At 64.5% G+C, this 18,904-nt stretch carries 17 protein-coding genes; 7 read left to right on the top strand and 10 right to left on the bottom strand.

What is annotated here, in order from left to right; translation table 11 throughout:
- Positions 1-144 precede the first annotated feature (144 nt).
- From XH85_RS42455 to XH85_RS42465, 3 genes are all read left to right on the top strand, one after another.
- Entirely contained in the window at positions 145-1,371 is a 1,227-nt protein-coding gene (locus XH85_RS42455; RefSeq protein WP_128936674.1) for an ABC transporter substrate-binding protein, read from the top strand.
- Positions 1,372-1,548: 177 nt separating this feature from the next.
- Positions 1,549-2,778, top strand: coding sequence for an ABC transporter substrate-binding protein (locus XH85_RS42460; RefSeq protein WP_128936675.1), 1,230 nt, complete (start codon positions 1,549-1,551; stop codon positions 2,776-2,778).
- A gap of 189 nt (positions 2,779-2,967) precedes the next feature.
- A complete protein-coding gene (locus XH85_RS42465; protein WP_128936676.1) occupies positions 2,968-4,251 on the top strand; it encodes a glycerate kinase type-2 family protein in 1,284 nt (427 codons plus the stop codon).
- A 71-nt stretch (positions 4,252-4,322) separates the two neighbouring features.
- Here XH85_RS42465 and XH85_RS42470 read toward each other — a convergent pair whose 3' ends face one another.
- From XH85_RS42470 to XH85_RS42505, 8 genes are all read right to left on the bottom strand, one after another.
- Entirely contained in the window at positions 4,323-4,847 is a 525-nt protein-coding gene (locus tag XH85_RS42470; RefSeq protein WP_128936677.1) for an NADH-quinone oxidoreductase subunit B family protein, read from the bottom strand.
- A gap of 3 nt (positions 4,848-4,850) precedes the next feature.
- Entirely contained in the window at positions 4,851-6,365 is a 1,515-nt protein-coding gene (locus XH85_RS42475) for a hydrogenase large subunit (RefSeq protein WP_128936678.1), read from the bottom strand.
- Positions 6,366-6,368: 3 nt separating this feature from the next.
- Positions 6,369-7,808: a hydrogenase 4 subunit F gene (locus XH85_RS42480; protein WP_128936679.1), complete on the bottom strand. Its 1,440-nt coding sequence runs from the start codon at positions 7,806-7,808 to the stop codon at positions 6,369-6,371.
- The gene (locus tag XH85_RS42485; protein ID WP_091890424.1) at positions 7,805-8,467 is read right to left on the bottom strand and encodes a hydrogenase-4 component E; all 663 of its coding nucleotides are present in this window, start codon (positions 8,465-8,467) and stop codon (positions 7,805-7,807) included. The genes XH85_RS42480 and XH85_RS42485 overlap by 4 nt, the downstream gene beginning before the upstream one ends.
- A gap of 3 nt (positions 8,468-8,470) precedes the next feature.
- Positions 8,471-9,427, bottom strand: coding sequence for a respiratory chain complex I subunit 1 family protein (locus tag XH85_RS42490; RefSeq protein ID WP_128936680.1), 957 nt, complete (start codon positions 9,425-9,427; stop codon positions 8,471-8,473).
- Positions 9,424-11,424 carry a hydrogenase 4 subunit B gene (hyfB, locus tag XH85_RS42495; protein WP_128936681.1) on the bottom strand — a complete coding sequence of 667 codons (2,001 nt, stop codon included), beginning with the start codon at positions 11,422-11,424 and terminating at the stop codon, positions 9,424-9,426. The genes XH85_RS42490 and hyfB overlap by 4 nt, the downstream gene beginning before the upstream one ends.
- 40 nt (positions 11,425-11,464) lie before the next feature.
- Positions 11,465-11,734, bottom strand: a complete 270-nt coding sequence (locus tag XH85_RS42500) for a helix-turn-helix domain-containing protein (protein WP_091890433.1) — start codon at positions 11,732-11,734, stop codon at positions 11,465-11,467.
- Between the two features lie 264 nt (positions 11,735-11,998).
- Positions 11,999-12,520, bottom strand: coding sequence for a MarR family winged helix-turn-helix transcriptional regulator (locus tag XH85_RS42505; protein ID WP_091890436.1), 522 nt, complete (start codon positions 12,518-12,520; stop codon positions 11,999-12,001).
- A 176-nt stretch (positions 12,521-12,696) separates the two neighbouring features.
- On the opposite strand from XH85_RS42505, the gene XH85_RS42510 reads away from it, so the two are divergent.
- Genes XH85_RS42510 through XH85_RS42520 form a run of 3 tightly spaced genes read left to right on the top strand, consistent with a single transcriptional unit; the run spans position 12,697 to position 16,241 of the window.
- A complete protein-coding gene (locus XH85_RS42510; RefSeq protein WP_164934714.1) occupies positions 12,697-13,737 on the top strand; it encodes a branched-chain amino acid ABC transporter permease in 1,041 nt (346 codons plus the stop codon).
- Positions 13,738-13,743: 6 nt separating this feature from the next.
- The gene (locus XH85_RS42515; protein ID WP_128936682.1) at positions 13,744-15,513 is read left to right on the top strand and encodes a branched-chain amino acid ABC transporter ATP-binding protein/permease; all 1,770 of its coding nucleotides are present in this window, start codon (positions 13,744-13,746) and stop codon (positions 15,511-15,513) included.
- Positions 15,510-16,241 (top strand): ABC transporter ATP-binding protein, encoded by a 732-nt coding sequence (locus XH85_RS42520; RefSeq protein ID WP_128936683.1) that lies wholly within the window; start codon positions 15,510-15,512, stop codon positions 16,239-16,241. Before XH85_RS42515 ends, XH85_RS42520 begins: the two co-directional genes overlap by 4 nt.
- A gap of 181 nt (positions 16,242-16,422) precedes the next feature.
- Here the strand turns inward: XH85_RS42520 and XH85_RS42525 are convergent, their stop codons facing one another.
- Positions 16,423-17,055 (bottom strand): pyridoxamine 5'-phosphate oxidase family protein, encoded by a 633-nt coding sequence (locus tag XH85_RS42525; protein ID WP_128936684.1) that lies wholly within the window; start codon positions 17,053-17,055, stop codon positions 16,423-16,425.
- Between the two features lie 120 nt (positions 17,056-17,175).
- Between XH85_RS42525 and XH85_RS42530 the strand changes: the two genes are divergently transcribed.
- Entirely contained in the window at positions 17,176-18,060 is an 885-nt protein-coding gene (locus tag XH85_RS42530; protein ID WP_128936685.1) for a LysR family transcriptional regulator, read from the top strand.
- 119 nt (positions 18,061-18,179) lie between these two features.
- Here XH85_RS42530 and XH85_RS42535 read toward each other — a convergent pair whose 3' ends face one another.
- The gene (locus XH85_RS42535; protein WP_128936686.1) at positions 18,180-18,596 is read right to left on the bottom strand and encodes a PaaI family thioesterase; all 417 of its coding nucleotides are present in this window, start codon (positions 18,594-18,596) and stop codon (positions 18,180-18,182) included.
- Positions 18,597-18,904: the final 308 nt, after the last annotated feature.

The raw sequence follows: 18,904 nt of genomic DNA on the forward strand, positions 1-18,904 counted from the left end.
AAGATCGCCTCGCGGCGGCAGCTCCGGCGGGGCGTTCTCCTTGCTGGCCGCCCGGGAAGGGTATTGAATGCTTACCAGAGCGACGCGCAACGATCGCTTCCGATCAAGAACACGGCACATTCAAACCTACCTAGGGAGATCAAGATGCCTGCAATGCATGTGCGATTGGGGGCCTTCTCGGCTGCCCTCGTGCTGGCTGCCACCCTGTCCACGACAGCCCTGGCGCAGAAGAAATACGACACCGGCGCATCCGACACCGAAATCAAGATCGGCAACATCATGCCCTATAGCGGGCCAGCCTCCGCTTACGGCGTGATCGGCAAGACCGAGGAGGCCTATTTCCGCAAGATCAACGCCGAGGGCGGCATCAACGGCCGCAAGATCAATTTCGTCACCTATGACGACGCCTACTCGCCGCCGAAGACGGTGGAGCAGGCGCGCAAGCTCGTCGAGAGCGACGAGGTGCTGCTGATCTTCAACTCGCTCGGCACACCGCCGAACACCGCGATCCAGAAATACATGAACCAGAAGAAGGTGCCGCAGCTGTTCGTCGCCACTGGCGCCACCAAATGGAACGATCCGAAGGACTTCCCCTGGACCATGGGCTGGCAGCCCAACTACCAGAGCGAGTCGATCATCTACGCCAAGTACATCCTGAAGAACCATCCGAACGCCAAGATCGCCGTGCTCTACCAGAACGACGATTACGGCAAGGACTATCTGAAGGGCTTCAAGGACGGGCTCGGCGCCAAGGCCTCGATGATCGTGGTGGAGGAAAGCTACGAGGTATCGGAGCCGACCATCGACTCCCACATCGTCAAGATGAAGGCGACTGGCGCCGACGTGTTTTTCAACATCACGACGCCGAAATTCGCGGCACAGGCAATCAAGAAGAATGCCGAGATCGGCTGGAAGCCGCTGCACTTCCTCAACAACGTATCGGGTTCGATCGGCAGCGTGATCAAGCCGGCCGGCTTCGAGAACGCCCAGGACATCATCTCCTCGCAATATTTCAAGGACCCGACCGACGCACAATGGAAGAGCGATCCGGCGATGATCGCCTGGAACGAATTCCTGGATAAGTACTATCCGGAAGCCAACCGCGCCGACGCCTCGGTGATGTACGGCTACATCGTCGCGCAAGGCCTGGTGCACGTGTTGAAATCCTGCGGCGACAATCTGACCCGCGAAAACATCATGAAGCAGGCCGCCAATATCAAGGACTACGAGCCGGCCGGCCTGTTGCCGGGCATCAAGGTCAACACCTCGGCCACCGATTTCGCGCCCCTCTCGCAGCTGCAACTGATCCGCTTCAAGGGCGAGCATTGGGAGCGATTTGGTGACATCTTGAGCGGCGACGTCGGCGGCTGACCTTAACCAATCGCTAAAGGCGTACCCCGATCGACTAAAGACGAAGCCCCTGCGGCCTTGCCGCAGGGGCTTTTCCTTGAAGCTCTTGGGCAAATCGTATTGAATTGCGGGCTGCGTCACCAAAAACGATCAAGCCAAGAAGAAGGACGCACACATCAAGAAAATAGGGAGATTGGAATGCCTGCTGTCACCGGCAAACTTGCGGCCGCGTCACTGGCGCTCGCGCTCATTGCGGCCTCGGCCTCCACTGCATCGGCCCAGAAAAAGTACGATACCGGCGCGACCGACACCGAGATCAAGATCGGCAACATCATGCCCTATAGCGGACCGGCCTCCGCCTACGGCATCATCGGGCGGACCGAAGCCGCCTATTTCAAGAAGATCAACGACGAGGGCGGCATCAACGGCCGCAAGATCAATTTCGTTTCCTACGATGACGCATATTCGCCGCCGAAGACGGTTGAGCAGGCGCGTAAGCTGGTCGAGAGCGACGAGGTGCTGTTCATCTTCAACTCGCTCGGCACGCCGCCGAACACGGCGATCCAGAAATACATGAACTCGAAGAAGGTACCGCAGCTGTTCGTCGCCACCGGCGCCACCAAATGGAACGATCCGCAGAACTTCCCCTGGACCATGGGCTGGCAGCCCAATTACCAGAGCGAGACGCAGATCTACGCGAAGTGGCTGCTCAAGAACAAGCCGGATGCCAAGATCGCCGTGCTCTACCAGAACGACGACTACGGCAAGGACTATCTGAAGGGCCTCAAGGACGGCCTAGGGGCGAAAGCCGCCTCGATGATCGTCATCGAGGAGAGCTACGAGACCTCCGAGCCGACCATCGACAGCCACATCGTCAAGATGAAGTCGACCGGTGCCGACGTCTTCATGAACATCACCACGCCGAAATTCGCCGCGCAAGCGATCAAGAAGAACGCCGAGATCGGCTGGAAGCCGCTGCACTTCCTCAACAACGTCTCGGCCTCCGTCGGCAGCGTAATGAAGCCCGCTGGCTTCGAGAACGGCCAGGACATCATCTCGGCCGATTATCTGAAGGACGTGTCGGATCCGGAATGGAGCAACGATGCCGGCATGAAGGAGTTTCTGGCCTTCATGACCAAGTACTTCCCCGACGGCGACAAGCTCGACAAGGGCACCATCGTCGGCTACGCGGTGGCGCAGACGCTGGTTCAGGTGCTGAAGCAGTGCGGCGATAATCTCACGCGCGAGAACCTCATGAAGCAGGCCGCCAGCCTGAAGAACTTCCGCACGGAGGCACTGCTGCCGGGCATCCAGATCAACACCGGATCGAACGACTTTGCGCCAATCAGCCAGCTCCGCCTCGAGAAGTTCAAGGGCGAGCGCTGGGAACTGTTCGGCGAGGTGATCAGCGCCGACGCCGGCGGCTAGCAGCCTGACGCAACGACAACAGCCCCCCGCGAACCATCGCAGGGGGTTTTTGCTTGCGCGCCGATTGTGATTACGCGATTGCATAATCGAATGATCGCAAAGCCTGCTTACGCTTTTGCACCTGATGCGGTAGGCATGTAACTGGCGGCGCATGCCGCCGATCTCCCCTGTCTGCCCAAGGCCTTCGTCATGATCGACCGACGTCCCCTGCTCCGCGCGCTCTACGACGCCGCCGTTGCCGCCGCCCATCCGAGCACAATTCTGGCGCCGCACTTAAGGCCCGCGCCCAAAGGACGCGTGATCTGCCTCGCCGCCGGCAAGGGCGCGGGCGCCATGGCCGCGGCCGCCGAACGGCATTATCTCGACACCTTGAAGCTGGCGCCGGAGCGGCTGCTCGGCGTCGCCACCACGCGCCACGGCTACGGCGTGCCGACGCGCCGCATTCGCGTGGTCGAGGCCGGCCATCCCGTGCCTGACGAGGCCGGCCTGAAGGGCGCGGCCGACACGCTCGCGCTCGCAGGCGAGGCCGGCCCTGACGATCTCCTCCTGGTGCTGCTCACCGGCGGCGGTTCGGCGAACTGGATCGCGCCGGTCGACGGCATCAGCTTCGCGCAGAAGCAGGCGGTCAACAAGGCGCTGCTCCGCTCCGGCGCGCCGATCGGCGAGATGAACACGGTCAGAAAGCATCTGTCGCGGATCAAGGGCGGCCGGCTGGCGCGCGCCGGCAAAAACGCCGCCGAGATCGTGACGCTGGCGATCTCCGACGTGCCGCATGACGACCCTTCCGCGATTGCCTCCGGCCCCACCGTGCCGGATCCGACCACACTGGCCGATGCGCGTGCGATCGTGGCGAAATACAAGCTCGCCATCGACGAAGCCGTGCGCCGCGCGCTCGACGATCCCGCCAATGAAAGCTGCAAGCCTGCCGACGCCGCTTTCGCGCGCGCGCATTTCGAGCTGATCGCGCGGCCCAAGCAGTCGCTCGAGGCGGCGGTGAAGCTCGCGCGCGAGTCCGGTTACGAGACCATCGACCTCGGCGCCGATCTCGAAGGCGAGGCCCGCGAGGTCGCCGCCGATCATGCCAAGCTCGCGCTGCAAGCGCGCGCGCAAGGCAAGCGCGTCGCGATCCTGTCCGGCGGCGAGCTCACGGTCACGGTGCGCGGCAATGGGCGCGGCGGACCGAACCAGGAATACGCACTGGCGCTCGCCAGCCTCTTGAAGGACACGGCTGGCATCTCGGCGCTGGCCGGCGACACCGACGGCGCCGATGGCGGCGCCGGCCATCCCACCGACCCCGCCGGCGCGCTGATCGACGCGGCCACCTTCGCCAAGGTGAAGGCGCAGGGGCTTAAGCCGCAGGCCTATCTCGACAACAACGACGCGACCACCTTCTTCGAGGCGACCGGCGATCTGCTCATGCCGGGACCGACGCTGACCAACGTGAACGATATCAGAGTGATCTTGGTGGATTAGCGCTCGCCCTGCTCGACACCATCGCAGCTTGGCCTGACCATGACCGCCTCGGGGGAGTGTGTGGGTGCGGCTTAGCGCTTGCCGCTGACGTGCTCCAGCAGCGCGAGCAGGCCCTTCAACAAGTCCGTCGGCGACGGCGGGCAGCCCTTGATGTGCAAATCCACCGGAATTGTCTCGGACACGCCGCCAACGCAGGCGTAGCTGCCCCTGAAAATACCGCCATCGATCGCGCAGCCGCCGACCGCGACGACCCATTTCGGATCGGGCGTCGCGTTGTAGGTCCGCTCCAGCGCCTGTCGCATGTTCTTCGTCACCGGACCCGTGACCAGCAGCACGTCGGCGTGGCGCGGCGAGGCGACGAAGCGCAGGCCGAAACGTTCGATGTCGTAGAAGGCGTTGGACAGCGCGTGGATCTCCAGCTCGCAGCCGTTGCAGGACCCGGCATCGACCTCGCGAATGGCGAGAGAACGCCCAAGCCTGGCCTGGGCAGCGCGGTTGACTTTCGTTGCAAGCTCCGCCAGCGCCGACTCGTCCGGCGCCGGCGCGGGCTCCGTCAGCGAACCATGAGTGAGACTTTCGAGCAGGGTCTTGCGCATGGTTTAGAGGTCCGCACCCGAATAGGAACAGTTGAACGACTTATTGCAGAGCGGAAAGTCGGCAATGATGTTGCCCTCGATCGCGGTTTCCAGCAGCGGCCACTGGAACCACGACGCGTCGCGCAGGTGGCAGCGTTCGACGCGCAACTCGTCATCGAGCCGCAGCCACACCAGAACGTCGCCGCGGAAGGCCTCGGTGAGCGCCATGCCTTCACAGGCACCGTGGCCGATCCTGGGAGGCAGCGCGGTTGCGAGCTCTCCCGGCCCAAGTCGGTCGAGGATCTGCTCGATCAACCCGACGCTCTGCTCGACCTCGCGGATTCGGATCCAGACCCGCGCGTTCACGTCACCGGCCTGTAGTACCGGCACCTCGAACGATAACGCGTCGTAAGGCGGGTAGGCCATCGCCCGCCGCGCATCGAAATCGCGGCCCGAGGCGCGGCCGACATAACCGCCGGCGCCAAACTGGCGCGCATATTCCGCCTTCACGATGCCCGTGGTGACGGTGCGATCCTGCAAGGACGCCGTGTTGTCATAGAGCTCGATCAAGCGCGGAAAGACCTTTCGTAGCTCCGCGAGCAGCGCGCGCAGCGCGGCAACGCCGTCCGGCGCGATGTCACGCGTCACACCACCGGGCACGATGACGTCCATCATCAGGCGATGGCCGAACGCGACATTCGCAGCGCGCAAGCAGCGCTCACGCAAAATGCCGGTCTGGGCATGCATCAGCGCGAACGAAGCGTCGTTGCAGATGGCCCCGATGTCGCCCAAATGATTGGCGAGGCGCTCCAGTTCCGCCATCAGCGCCCGCAAGAGCGTCGCTCGCCGAGGCGCCTCGATCTGCAGCGCCGCTTCCACGGCACACGCAAAGGCGAAGGCATAGGCGACGGCGCTGTCGCCGGAGGTGCGGTTGGCGAGCTTTGCCGCGGCCTCGAGGCTCGCGCCCTGCATCAGCGACTCGATACCCTTGTGGGTGTAGCCGAGCCACTGCTCCAGCCGCACCACATGCTCGCCATTGGCGGTGAAGCGGAAATGGCCGGGCTCGATGGTCCCGGCATGGACGGGGCCGACCGCCACCTGGTGCAACGCCTCGCCCTCGGCCGGTAGGAACTGGTATGGCCGCACGTCGCGCGATGCGTTGCGGCCCGAGAGTGGATAGGATTTTCCCCAGACATAGTGATCGAGCCATGGCCGCAGATCGTCAGCGACGGTTGGAACAAGCCCGAACAGATCATGAATAGTCCGCTCCAGCCGAAGCGCCGGCCGATGACGGCTGGCGACGCTTGGAAACGTGCCGGCCGTACACTCGTAGGTCACGACCGCGATCTCGGCCGAGCCGCCATCGAGCATCGCCATATGCACCGCGGTCGGCTCGCCCCAGAAGCCAAGCAGTGTGAGGCTTCCCTCGACCAGTCGATCGATCGCCGCCTGCCAGCCTGCCTCCGTCACGACCGCGCGCGGCCAGGGCCGATGCGACGACACCGTATGGATATGGGAGATGCTGTCGAGGATGCCCATGGCTTACCCCAGGAGCTTCGCGACGTTCTGGAAGCCGGTGACCAGCACCGGCGGCAGATAGATGCCGGCCATCAGCACCAATCCGAGGTGCGTGAACATCGGCACGTAGGAGGCTTCCGCGGGCGCGGTCTTGCCTTTGGGCTCGCCGAACATCACCGCGCCGATCCGCAACCAAAGCCCGCCGAGCGCGATGATGATGCCGAGCACCAGGATTACCGTCAGCCAGGGCGCGCGGGCGAAAGTCGAGCTCACCACTAGAAACTCGCTCATGAAGATGCCGAGCGGCGGCAGCCCGACGATGGCGATGACGCCGAGCATCAGGCCCCAGCCGAGCGCGGGGTTGGTCACCGTGAGCCCGCCGATATCGGCGATTTTCTGTGTGCCCTTGACCTGTGCGATATGGCCGACCGCGAAGAAGATCGCCGACTTGGTCAGCGAATGCATGGTCATATGCAACAGCCCTGCGAAATTCGCGAGCGGCCCGCCCATGCCGAAGGCGAAGACGATGATGCCCATATGCTCGATCGAGGAATAGGCGAACATCCGCTTGATGTCACGGCGCCGGTACAGCATCAGCGCGGCGAAGATCACCGAGATCAGACCCATGGTCACCATCAACGGACCCGGCGCGATCGCCGCGGAGTTGACCGCGAGCATCATCTTGAAGCGCAGCAGCGCATAGAGCGCGACATTGAGCAACAGGCCGGACAGCACCGCCGAGATCGGCGTCGGGCCCTCGGCATGCGCATCGGGCAGCCAAGCATGCAGCGGTGCGAGACCGACCTTGGTGCCGTAGCCGAGCAGGAGGAAGGCGAAGGCGACGTTGAGCAACTCCGGGTCGAACTGTGCGGCGTGCTTCACCAGCACCGTCCACACCATGCCGTCAAGTCCCTCGCCCACCACGGGGCGCGCCGCCATATAGACCAGGATCGTGCCGAACAGCGCGAGCGCGATGCCGACGCTACCGAGGATGAAATATTTCCAAGCCGCTTCCAGCGCCTCATGGGTGCGGTAGATGCCGACCATCAGGACGGTCGTCAGCGTCGCCACCTCAACCGCGACCCACATCAGGCCGATATTGTTGGCGACGAGCGCGAGGTTCATCGCGAACATCAGCGTCTGATACATCGCGTGATAGAAGCGCAGGAACGCCGGCGCCAGGCGCCCGATCTCGATCTCGTGCTGGATGTAGCTTGCGCTGAACACCGATGTGGTGAGGCTGACGAAGGTGGTCAACACGATGAAGACCTTGTTGAGATCGTCCATCAGCAGATACTGCCCCGATACCGGTTCGACCACGAACAGCGAGAGCGAGGTAAGGAAGGTCGCGAGCGCTGCCACTACGTTCAGCTTCGCCGTGAGTCGGTAGCCGGGCAAAATTGCCAGCACCGCCGCCGAAAGGGCCGGGATCAAGAGGATGGCGCTGAGGGCGTCGACGCTCATCGCCGCTCTCCGCGAAAACGATCAAGCTCCTGCACGTCCACGCTGTCAAAACGCTCGCGGATGCGGAACAGGAAGACGCCGATCACGATGAAGGCGATCAGCACCGAGAAGGCGACACTGATCTCGACCACCAGCGGCATGCCCTTGGCGCCGGTTGCCGCCAGCACCAGCCCGTTCTCCAGCGACATGAATCCGACGACCTGGCTCACGGCGTTGCGTCGCGTAACCATGATCAGGAGCCCCAACAGCACCACCGACAGCGCGAAGGCCAGGTCCTCGCGCGCGAGCGCATCGGCGCTCGGCGTCACCCGCAGCATCACCACCATCGACAGCGCGACGAGGCCGATGCCAGCCATCATGGTCAGCCCGATACCGATCACATTCTCGATCTCGCGGTGGATACCGAGCCGCTTGATGATCCGGTGCAGCGCCACCGGGATGATGATGGCCTTAAAGACCAGCGCGATCAGCGCCGTGACATAGAGATGCGGCGCTTGCTGCACATAGGCCTGCCAGGCTACCGATAGCGCCAGCACGCTGGCATGCAGCGCATAGACATTGAGCAGCGCATAGAGCCGGTCCTGATAGAGCATCATGAAGCTCGCCAGCACGAGGCAGCCGGCGAGCAGATGGGCGATGTCGAATTGCAGGCTGCTCATCTCTTAGAGGCTCCCCGACACGAAGCGCAACAGGGTGGCAAGCAATGCCAGCATCAGCGCCGCGCCCAAGAACTCCGGAATCCGGAACACGCGCATCTTGGCGATCGACGTCTCGAACACGGCGAGCAAGAAGCCAAGTACCGCCAGCTTGCCGAAATAGAGCAGCGCGCCAAAGACGAGCCTCCCAACGCCCGCGTCTGCAGTCGCCGTGCCCCATGGCAGGAACACGCAGGCGATCAGCGAGACATAGAGCAGGAGCTTGAGGTGCGACGACAGATCGATCAGCGCGAGATGCCGCCCCGAATATTCCAACACCATGGCCTCGTGTACCATGGTGAGCTCGAGATGGGTGGCGGGGTTATCGACCGGGATACGGGCATTCTCCGCCAGCGCTACGATGGTCAGTGCCACAAACGCCATGCCCAGGGACACACGCAGACCGACCGCGTCCGAGCCCATGAACTCGGCCACGTTGGGGAGCTGCGTCGAGCCAGCGATCATCGCGACCGAGAACACTGTGATCAGCATCGCGGGCTCGGCGAGAGAGGCGATCATGACCTCGCGGCTGGAGCCGATGCCGCCGAAGGCGGTGCCGACGTCCATGCCGGCGAGCGCCTGGAAGAAACGGGCGCTGCCGAGCAGCGCAATGATGGCGATGAGATCGGCGGTCCAGGAGAACAACAGGCCATTGCCGAAAGTCGGCACCAGCGAGGCGGCGACCCAGGTGCCCGCGAAGATCAGATAGGGAATGACACGGAACAGCCAGGATGCGTTGTCCGCGAGCACGACGTCCTTGCGCATCAGGCGAATGAGGTCGCGATAAGGTTGGAGCAGCGGCGGCCCGCGCCGACGTAGCAGCCGAGCCTTCACCTTCCGCACGAAACCCGTCAGTAGCGGCGCGACCCCCAGCACCACCGACATCTGGGCGCCCTGGGAGAGGACGTCGCTCAGCGCGTTCATAGTGCCACCACCAGCAGCAGCACGATTAGCGCCACGAAGACCAGCGTCAGGTAGCGGCGGATGGTGAGGAACTGCAAGATATTGATGCGGTCCGTCGCAAAGCCGATGAGCTTCGCAATCGGCGCGTACAGCACATCCCAGATCAGATCGTGCAGTTCGACCCGGAGCCGCGCAGGAACCGGCGAGGACGGCGGCGGCATCTCGCCGATTTCGCGTGCGGCAAAGATGACGCTGCCGAATACGCGGCGGATCGGCTGCGAGAAGCTGGAGGCTGAGTACTGGATCGCTGGGTTCGGATCGGGATAGCCGCAATCCCAGGCCGGCGCGCGGCGTAAGCGGTCGGAGGCGAAGCGGTGAATGGCTGTCGCCGCCGTCGTGCCGCAGAGTGCCGCGAACAGGAACACCAGAAGGCCGTTATAGGAGCTGCGGCTTTCCGCGATCGGCACGATGGTGAGCCACTGCAATCCGACCTGATGCGGCATAATGTTGCCGACCATATTCTTGCTCACCGGCGCCAGCGCATCGATGAACAACCCGGGCAGGATGCCGGCAACGAGGCAGAAGGCGGCAAGCACGAGCATCGCGGTCAGCGAGAAGCGGTCGGTCTCATGTGCCGACGCCGCGACATCCGAACGTGGCCGGCCGAGGAAGCTGATGCCATAGAGCTTGACGAAGCAGGCCGCGGCAAAGGCGGCCGCGAGCGCCAGCAAACCGCCGACCGCCGGAATGATCAGCTTGAGGCCCCATGAGGGCAGCTGGGGTGAGAGCAGGATCGCCTGGAAGGTCAGCCATTCCGAAACGAAGCCGTTGAATGGCGGCAATGCCGAGATCGCGACGCAGCCGACCAACACCGCGAACGCCGTCTTCGGCATGCGATGGATCAGCCCGCCGAGTTTCTCCATGTCGCGCTCGCCGGTTGCTCCCAGCACCGCGCCGGCGCCGAAGAACAACAGGCTCTTGAACAGCGCATGATTGAATACATGCAGCATCGCCGCGGTGAAAGCGAGCGCCGCCACCCAGTCGAGCCCTTCCGCCTTGAAAGCCAGCGCCAGCCCGAGGCCGGTGAAGATGATGCCGATATTCTCAATCGTTGAATAGGCGAGCACGCGCTTGATATCGCGCTGCATCAGCGCATAGAGCACGCCCAGCGTCGCCGAGGGACCGCCGACCAGCAGCACCACCATGCTCCACCACCACACCGGTTCGGGCAGAAGATCAAACACGATGCGCACGAAGCCGTAGACGGCGACCTTGGTCATGACGCCGCTCATGAGGCCAGAGACGTGGCTGGGTGCGGCGGGATGGGCGAGCGGCAGCCAAGCGTGTAGTGGCATCAGGCCAGCCTTGGAGCCGGCGCCCAGCAGCATGAGGATCACCACCACGCCGCTCAGCGCAGCGGAAGGATGCGAGGCTCGGATCGCATCGAAATCGTAACCAGCACCGCTCGCGAGCAGGCCGAAAGCGAGCAGCAGCGCCAGCGTGCCGAAACTTGCCATCAAAAGATAGACATAGCCAGCGCGGACATTCTCGGCCTCCCGGTGATGCGACACCACCATCGCCCAGGAGGTCAGCGACATGAATTCCCAGGCGACCAGGAAGCTGAAGGCATCGTTTGCCAGCACGACGACGTTCATCCCTGCGAGATAGGCAGGATAGAACGGCAGCACGCGGCCGGGGGAGTCCTCGTGCCGGCCGTAGCCCAGCGCGAACAGGCTCGCGGCGGCGCCGCCGAGATTGACGACGACGAGGAAGAAGGCAGACAGCGCATCGAGCCGGAAATGGGCACCGAGCCAGGGTAGGCCGATCGGCAGTGTCGCGCTCGGCGTCAGATGAGGGAAATAGAGCAGATCCGACAGCGCCGTGACACATAGCGTCGATGTGGCGATCAGACATCCGCCGTAGAGGATGATCGAGCCGCGCGGGCGCGTCGACAGCACGACTCCCGCAGGCGCCAGCGCCAGCAGAGCCGCCACTGACCATAGCGCCACGGCGATCATAGCCGCTCCTGGATCATGATTTGCGCGCGCGTCATCATCGCTATTGGCCACCTGCGCTCGGGGGTGGAGACTTCAGCCGCACACCGCGCCCCCCGGCGCTCGAGGTTGCCCCCTCGGCGATCAGCTCGATGCCGGCAACCGACAGCGCGTCGACCAGCTTCACCAGGGAATCGACATTGCCGCGGATCACCCCTTCGGAGGCTTCCATGCGCTGGATCGTCGGCAGCGACAGCGAACAGCGCTGCGCGAGTTCGCGCTGGTCGATCCTGAGCAAGGCACGGGCGGCTCGAAGCTGCGCGGCGGTGATCACGGGGCAGAATGTCCGTGGCGGTTACAGCGCTTGATTTACCAAGCTTAGGACGCGCAAAATGACGTTTCAAGCATCATTTTCTAGATGCGACGCATCATTCCCGTTCGATGTCCCCCGAGCTCATGCCCGCACCCCGCCATCATGGCCGGGCTCGTCCCGCCCAGCATCATTCTGGGGCGCGTGTGGGCCCAGGCATGACGAGCGCATAAATGCGGCGTGAGATTCCGGGGCGCGCTCGCGCGCATCCGGGAATGACTGTCCGCCTCAAAACTCGTTGGCAATCTTCGCGAGCATCCCGATCAAGGCCTCGCGGTTGCTCTGCCCGAGCAGGTCGTTCAGCCGGGCCTCGTGCTTGGTGGCGACGAGCTTCTTGGCGCGGGTCAGCACCGCCTTGCCCTTGTCGGTCAGCACCAGGATGTGCGAGCGGCGGTCGTTGGTGGAGCGGATTCGCGCGCATAGGTCGCGGCTTTCGAGATTGTCGAGCATCGCCACGAAGTTCGGCCGCAGGATGCCGAGTGTGGAGGCGATCTCGGTCTGGTTCCGGCCCGGATTCTTCTCGACCAGCAGCAGCACCGAGAATTGCGCCGGCGTGAGCTGCAGCGAGGCCATGCAGCGCAAAAAGTTCTCGAATACCTTGAGCTGGGCCCGCTTCAGCACATAGCCAAGCTGCTCGGAGAGCTCGCCGAGCTGGAGCGCTTCGGCCTGCGGCTCGGACGCATCCTTGCGACCCTTGGCCGTATCGGCAGGCTTTTCGGAGGACTTTTCAGCGGTTTTGGAAACGGTCATCGCCTCGTGCTCGTAATCCCGCTAAGTTTGGAACGGGTCGTTCCCCACCCTTGATGTTATATTTGATAATTGTTATGGACCATACCAAATATCGCCAGCGTTTTTCAATGGCTGTGAGCGGACCGTTCACCACAATCGGGAGGACCGGTCCTTATCTTTAGGGGGAGCGTCCGGTCTTGAATACCACCATCATGCTGTTCCTGGTGCAGGACGGCATCACCAATGGCGCGATCTATGCGCTGCTCGGCCTGGCGCTGGTGCTGGTGTTCGCCGTCACCCGCGTCATCCTCATTCCCCAGGGCGAATTCGTCACCTATGGCGCGCTGACCTATGCCTCGCTGGCGGCGGGCCAGATGCCGGGCACGGCAAAGCTCGCGCTGGCGCTGGGCATCGGCGCTTTCGCCTTCGATCTCTTCGTCGCGCGCAAGGCGCTGCATGGGCGCCTGGTCCTGCGCAGCATCGTCACCAACATCGTGCTGCCGGCCATCGTGCTGGCGCTGACCCTGTACTTCGCCGCCCAGAAGCCGCCGGTCGCGATCTGCATCGCGCTGTCGCTGGTGATCGTCGCGATGATCGGCCTGTACCTCTATCGGATCGCATTCCAGCCGCTGGCGCACACCTCCGTGCTGGTGCTGCTGATCGCATCAGTCGGCGTGCATCTCGCGCTGCAAGGGCTGGGCTTGCTGTTCTTCGGCGCCGAAGGCCAGCGCGGGCCGGCCGTGCTGTCCGGCGCCTTCACCGCCGGCGCGCTGCGCTTCACCGGCCAGAGCATCACCGTCTACGCCATCACCATCGCCTTCATCATCGGTCTCTGGCTGTTCTTCGGGCTGACGCTCTACGGCAAGGCGCTGCGCGCGACCGCGGTGAACCGGCTAGGGGCGCGGCTCGCCGGCATCCGCACCACGCTGTCGGGACAGATCGCCTTCCTGCTGGCCTCCGTGATCGGCGCGCTATCGGGCATCCTGATCGTGCCGATCACGACGCTCTACTACGACTCCGGCTTCCTGATCGGCCTGAAGGGCTTTGTCGCCGCGATCATCGGCGGCCTGGTCAGTTATCCCCTCACCGCGGTCGCGGCACTGGTCGTCGGCATCGTCGAGGCGTTCTCGTCCTTCTATGCCTCCAACTACAAGGAGGTGATCGTTTTCATGCTGCTGATCCCCGTGCTGCTGCTGCGCTCGCTCGCCGCGCCCGCGGTCGAGGAAGAGAAGGACTGACGCGCGATGCAGAGCCGGCTTCCCATCCTCGTCTTCGCGCTTGTCATGGCGGCGATCCCGTTTGTCCCGGGGATGCCGCCGTTCTGGATCGTGCTGCTCGACAATATCGGCCTTGCCGCGCTCGTGGCGATGGGCCTCGTGCTGCTCACCGGCGTCGGCGGCCTGACTTCTTTCGGTCAGGCAGCTTTCGTCGGCTTCGGCGCCTACACCACCGCGGTGCTGTCGACGGCCTACGGCCTGTCGCCGTGGCTGACCCTGCCGCTGTCGCTCGTCGTCAGCGGATCGCTCGCGGTGCTGCTCGGGCTGATCACCGTCCGCCTGTCCGGCCATTATCTGCCGCTCGGCACGCTCGCCTGGGGACTGGGCCTGTTCTATCTGTTCAGCAAGCTGGAGTTTTTGGGCCGCAACGACGGCATCTCGGCGATCCCGCCGCTGTCGATCGGCGCGTTCAAGATGCTCTCGCCCGGCTCGATCTATTACGCGATCTGGGTCGCCGTCATCGTCTCGGCCCTGCTGACGATGAACCTGCTGGACTCCCGCACCGGCCGCGCCATCCGCGCGCTCAGGCGCGGCCATGTCGCGGCGGAAGCCTTCGGCGTGCACACGCCGCGCGCCAAGCTGCTGGTGTTCATCCATGCCGCGGTGCTCGCCGGCCTCTCCGGCTGGCTCTACGCGCATCTCCAGCGCGCGGTGAACCCGACGCCGTTCGGCGCCCAGGCCGGCATCGAATATCTCTTCATCGCGGTGGTCGGCGGCGCCGGTTATGTCTGGGGCGGCGTGCTGGGCGCCGCGATCGTCGTGGTGCTGAAAGAGGTGCTGCAAAGCTATCTGCCGCTGATCCTGCCCGGCTCCGGCCAGGTCGAGACCATCGTGTTCGGCATCATGCTGGTGGCGCTGCTGCAGCTGGCGCCCGGCGGCCTCTGGCCCTGGCTGATGTCGTTCCTGCCCGAGCGCACCAGTGGCAGAAAGCCCGATACCTCGCTGAAGCTGGAGCATCGCCCCCGCGCGCCCGGCGAGTCCAGCATCCTGCTCCAGGTCGACAAGGCGCGAAAGCAGTTCGGCGGCGTGGTCGCGGTCAACAACGTCTCCTTCGACGTCCAGGCCCGCGAGATCGTCGCGCTGATCGGACCGAATGGCGCCGGCAAGAGCACGACGTTCAACCTGATCACCGGCGTGCTGTCGGCGACCTCAGGCTCGATCTCGGTGCTCGGCAAGAAGGTTGACAAGGCACCGCCGCAGGAGATCGTCAAGCTCGGCATCTCCCGCACCTTCCAGCACGTCAAGCTGGTGCCTGACATGACCGTGCTGGAGAACGTCGCGATCGGCGCCCATCTCCGCGGCCATTCGGGACCGATCGCTTCGATGCTGCGGCTCGACCGCGCCGATGAGGCGAAGCTGCTCGCGGAAGCCGCGCGCCAGATCGAGCGCGTCGGCCTCGCCGAGCAGATGCACCAGCTCGCAGGCTCGTTGTCGCTCGGCCAGCAGCGCATCGTCGAGATCGCCCGCGCGCTCTGCGTGGACCCGATGCTGCTGCTGCTCGACGAGCCGGCCGCCGGCCTGCGCCACATGGAGAAGCAGCGGCTCGCGACGCTGCTGCGCGATCTGCGCGACGGCGGCATGAGCGTGCTCCTGGTCGAGCACGACATGGGCTTCGTGATGAACCTCGCCGACCGCATCGTGGTGCTCGATTTCGGCACCAAGATCGCGGAAGGCACCCCCGCCACGATCAAGACCAATCCCGAAGTGATCAAGGCCTATCTCGGAGTGGCGGCATGAGCACGCTGTTGTCCGTCACCGACGCGCACGTTGCTTACGGCAAGGTCGAGGCCGTGCGTTCGGTCTCGCTCGAGGTCGGCACCAATGAGATCGTCACCATCGTCGGCGCCAACGGTGCCGGCAAGACCACGCTGCTCTCGGCCATCATGGGCATTTTGCCGCTGAAGGGTCGCGTCGCCTTTGCCGGGCAGGATCTCGCCCGCCTCGACATCGAGGATCGCGTCGCGATGGGGCTCGGGCTCGTCCCAGAGCACCGCGAATTGTTCGTGACCATGAATGTCGAGGACAATCTCGAACTGGGCGCCTTCCGCATCGAGCGAGGCAAGGCGAAAGCCTCGATGGAGCGGGTCTACGCGCTGTTTCCGCGGCTGAAGGAACGGCGTAAGCAGCTCGCCGGCACGCTCTCCGGCGGCGAGCAGCAGATGCTCGCGATGGGCCGTGCGCTGATGGGCGAACCGAAGCTGCTGATGCTGGACGAGCCGAGCCTCGGCCTCGCCCCGATCATCGTCGCCGATATCTTCCGCATCGTCACCGAGCTGCGCGCCAGCGGCGTCTCCGTCCTGCTGGTCGAGCAGAACGCGCAGGCCGCGCTGAAGATCGCGGACCACGCCTATGTCATGGAGCTCGGCGAGTTCATGCTCAGCGGCAAGGCCAGCGACATCGCCGCGAACGAGCGCGTGGCGGCGAGTTATCTCGGCTTCCAGCATGAAGGTGAGAGTGCGATCTGATTTCTCTTACCCTCCCCTGGAGGGGGAGGGTCGCTTCGCATGCAGCGAAGCGAAATGCGAAGCGGGGTGGGGTGACGGTCTCTCCACAACGAACACTGCTCGTGCTGAGAGATCACCCCACCCCGCTCGCGCTGCGCGCGATCGACCCTCCCCCTCCAGGGGAGGGTAAGCGAGCGCCGCGTTACGAAGCGCCTGCCTTCTTCTCCCCCCTCAACCCCGCCACCTCCGCTTCCAGCTCCGCGATCCTCGCATCCCTTGCCGCGAGCGCCGCGGCAACATCGCCCGCATCGAACTTCTGCGGGATGTGCTGCGGGCAGTTGGTGTCCCACGCCGCGATCTTGAACAGGATCACCTGCTCGGGCCGCGCGCGATAGCCCTTCGGCATCAGCGACGTGGTCAGCGCCTCGTCGTCCTCGACGACGCGCGCCTCGCCCCAGATCTTCACCCGGCGGCGATGGGCGTAGTCCATCACGAAAATATAGGCCTTGGGATTCTCCGAGAGATTGCCCTGGGTGATGAACTGCTGGTTGCCGGCATAGTCGGTGAAGGCGAGCGTCTGCTTGTCCAGCACCTTGAGAAATCCCTTCGGGCCGCCGCGGTGCTGAATGTAGGGCTGGCCGTCCATTGATGCGGTGGCGAAATAGAAGCTGTTGGCTTCAGCCAGGAAGGCGGCGAGGTTGTCGTCGACCTCGGTGCGCCAGCCGCGCTGATCGCTGCGCGCATAGGCCTCGCGCGAACCCTTGCGCGCCTGGATCGCCTTCACTGCCGGCGAGAAGGCGACGTCGCTGGCATAGGGCTGGGCTGCTGTCGTCATCGAACGTCTCCTGGAATTCCGGCGCATGCTTGCGTCTTTCGTCAGTTAACATGGACTTGCCTGCCGTCAGAACAATCTGGCCGCTTGACACTTCATCATTGCAATATATGCAATAATGCCATGGACCGGCTCGAAGCCATGCACGTCTTTGTCACCGTCGCCGATTCGCGCGGCTTTGCGCCGGCGGCGCGCAAGCTGCGCCTGTCGCCCTCGGCGGTGACGCGGTTGATCGCGGCCCTGGAAGAGCATCTCGGCGCGCGGCTGTTGCAGCGGACCACGCGACAGGTAACGCTGACCGATGTCGGCACGCGCTATCTCGAGCGCGCGCGGCGCATCCTCGCCGATGTCGAGGAGGCCGACGGCTCGGCGCGGCAGGAGCGCAACCGGCCGAGCGGTCGCCTCGTGGTGTCGGCACCGGTCGGTTTCGGCCGGCTCCATGTCGGGCCGGTCATGACCGCTTACCTCAAACGCTATCCCGAAGTCGCCGCCGAATTGCGGCTGTCCGACCATCTCGTCAATCTCGTAGAAGACGCGGTCGACGCCGCCGTCCGCATCGGCCATCTCGCCGATTCCTCCCTGGTCGCGCGCCAGGTCGGTGAGATGCGGCGGATCGTGGTGGCCGCGCCCGGCTATCTCAAGCGCCATGGCGAGCCGAAGACGCCGGAGGCTCTCGTCTCGCACCAGACCATCCAGTTCGGTCCTTGGTCCGCATGGCGCTTCCTGCGCGACGGCCGCGACATCGAGATGACGCCAGCGCCGCGCTTCATCAGCAACAGCGCCGACGCGGCGCTGCAATATGCCGAAGCCGGCGGCGGCGTGACGCGGGTGCTGGCCTATCAGGCCGCCGACGGGCTGAAGCGCGGGCGCTTGAAGATCGTGCTCGCGCCATACGAGCAGCCGGCGCTGCCGATCCACATCGTCTACCCGACCTCGCGCCTGCTGTCGGCCAAAGTGCGCGCGTTCGTCGATCTCGTGGTGGAGACGGCGGAATGGAGGTTTGGCTAGATGCGTGTCCCAGACGCGCCGCGGGGCGGCGCAGAGCTGGGACCCAGCAGATGGATGGGCTTCGGCTCAGCAGCGCATCGCCGAAGAGGGCGCTGCGCTGCGTCCGGGGCATGAGAGAACTACTTCTTCGGCACGACGCGGAACGTGCCGCTGGCGCGCGCGATCACGGCATCATCGGCCTTCACCAGGCATTGCGCGAAACAGATCGTAGAGCCGGTCTTGATCGCCTCGCCCTCGACCGCGAGCCATTGGCCGATCTCGGCGGCGCCGACATAGTCGACCGACAGCGAGATCGTGACGAACGACGTGGTCCAGCCCGTCGCCTGGGCGCAGCTATAGCCCATGGCGGCATCGGCCAGCGCCGCGATCAGCCCACCGTGGATCAGCCCGCGTGCATTGGTGTGCGGCTGCGCCAGGCGCAGTCCCACGGTGACGCCCTTCTCGGTCTTCTTCGAATAGAGCGGCTCCCAGGGATCGGTGAGCGGGGCCCTGCGGAAATGCGGCTCGAAGCCGGCGGGGATGTCGGTGGCGGTCATGGCTGTCTCGCGTTGCTGATCGTTGCCATTGAACGCGACTGACGCGACGAACGCATCACCTACAAAGTTTTAAACGGGATTTGCGGGGGCGTTTGAAATGGGCACTCCCGTCATTGCGAGGAGCGAAGCGACGAAGCAATCCAGAATCTTTCCGCAGAGGCAGCCTGGATTGCTTCGCTTCGCTCGCAATGACGGTGTGGCCGCAGCGCGCGATGCCGGTAGGGTGGGCGAAGGTGCGAAGCGCCGTGCCCACCATCTCTCCACGATTCAGGCCGGAGCGGTGGGCACGCTGCGCTTTGCCCACCCCA

Source organism: Bradyrhizobium zhanjiangense (assembly GCF_004114935.1).
Classification (GTDB): Bacteria; Pseudomonadota; Alphaproteobacteria; order Rhizobiales; family Xanthobacteraceae; genus Bradyrhizobium; species Bradyrhizobium zhanjiangense.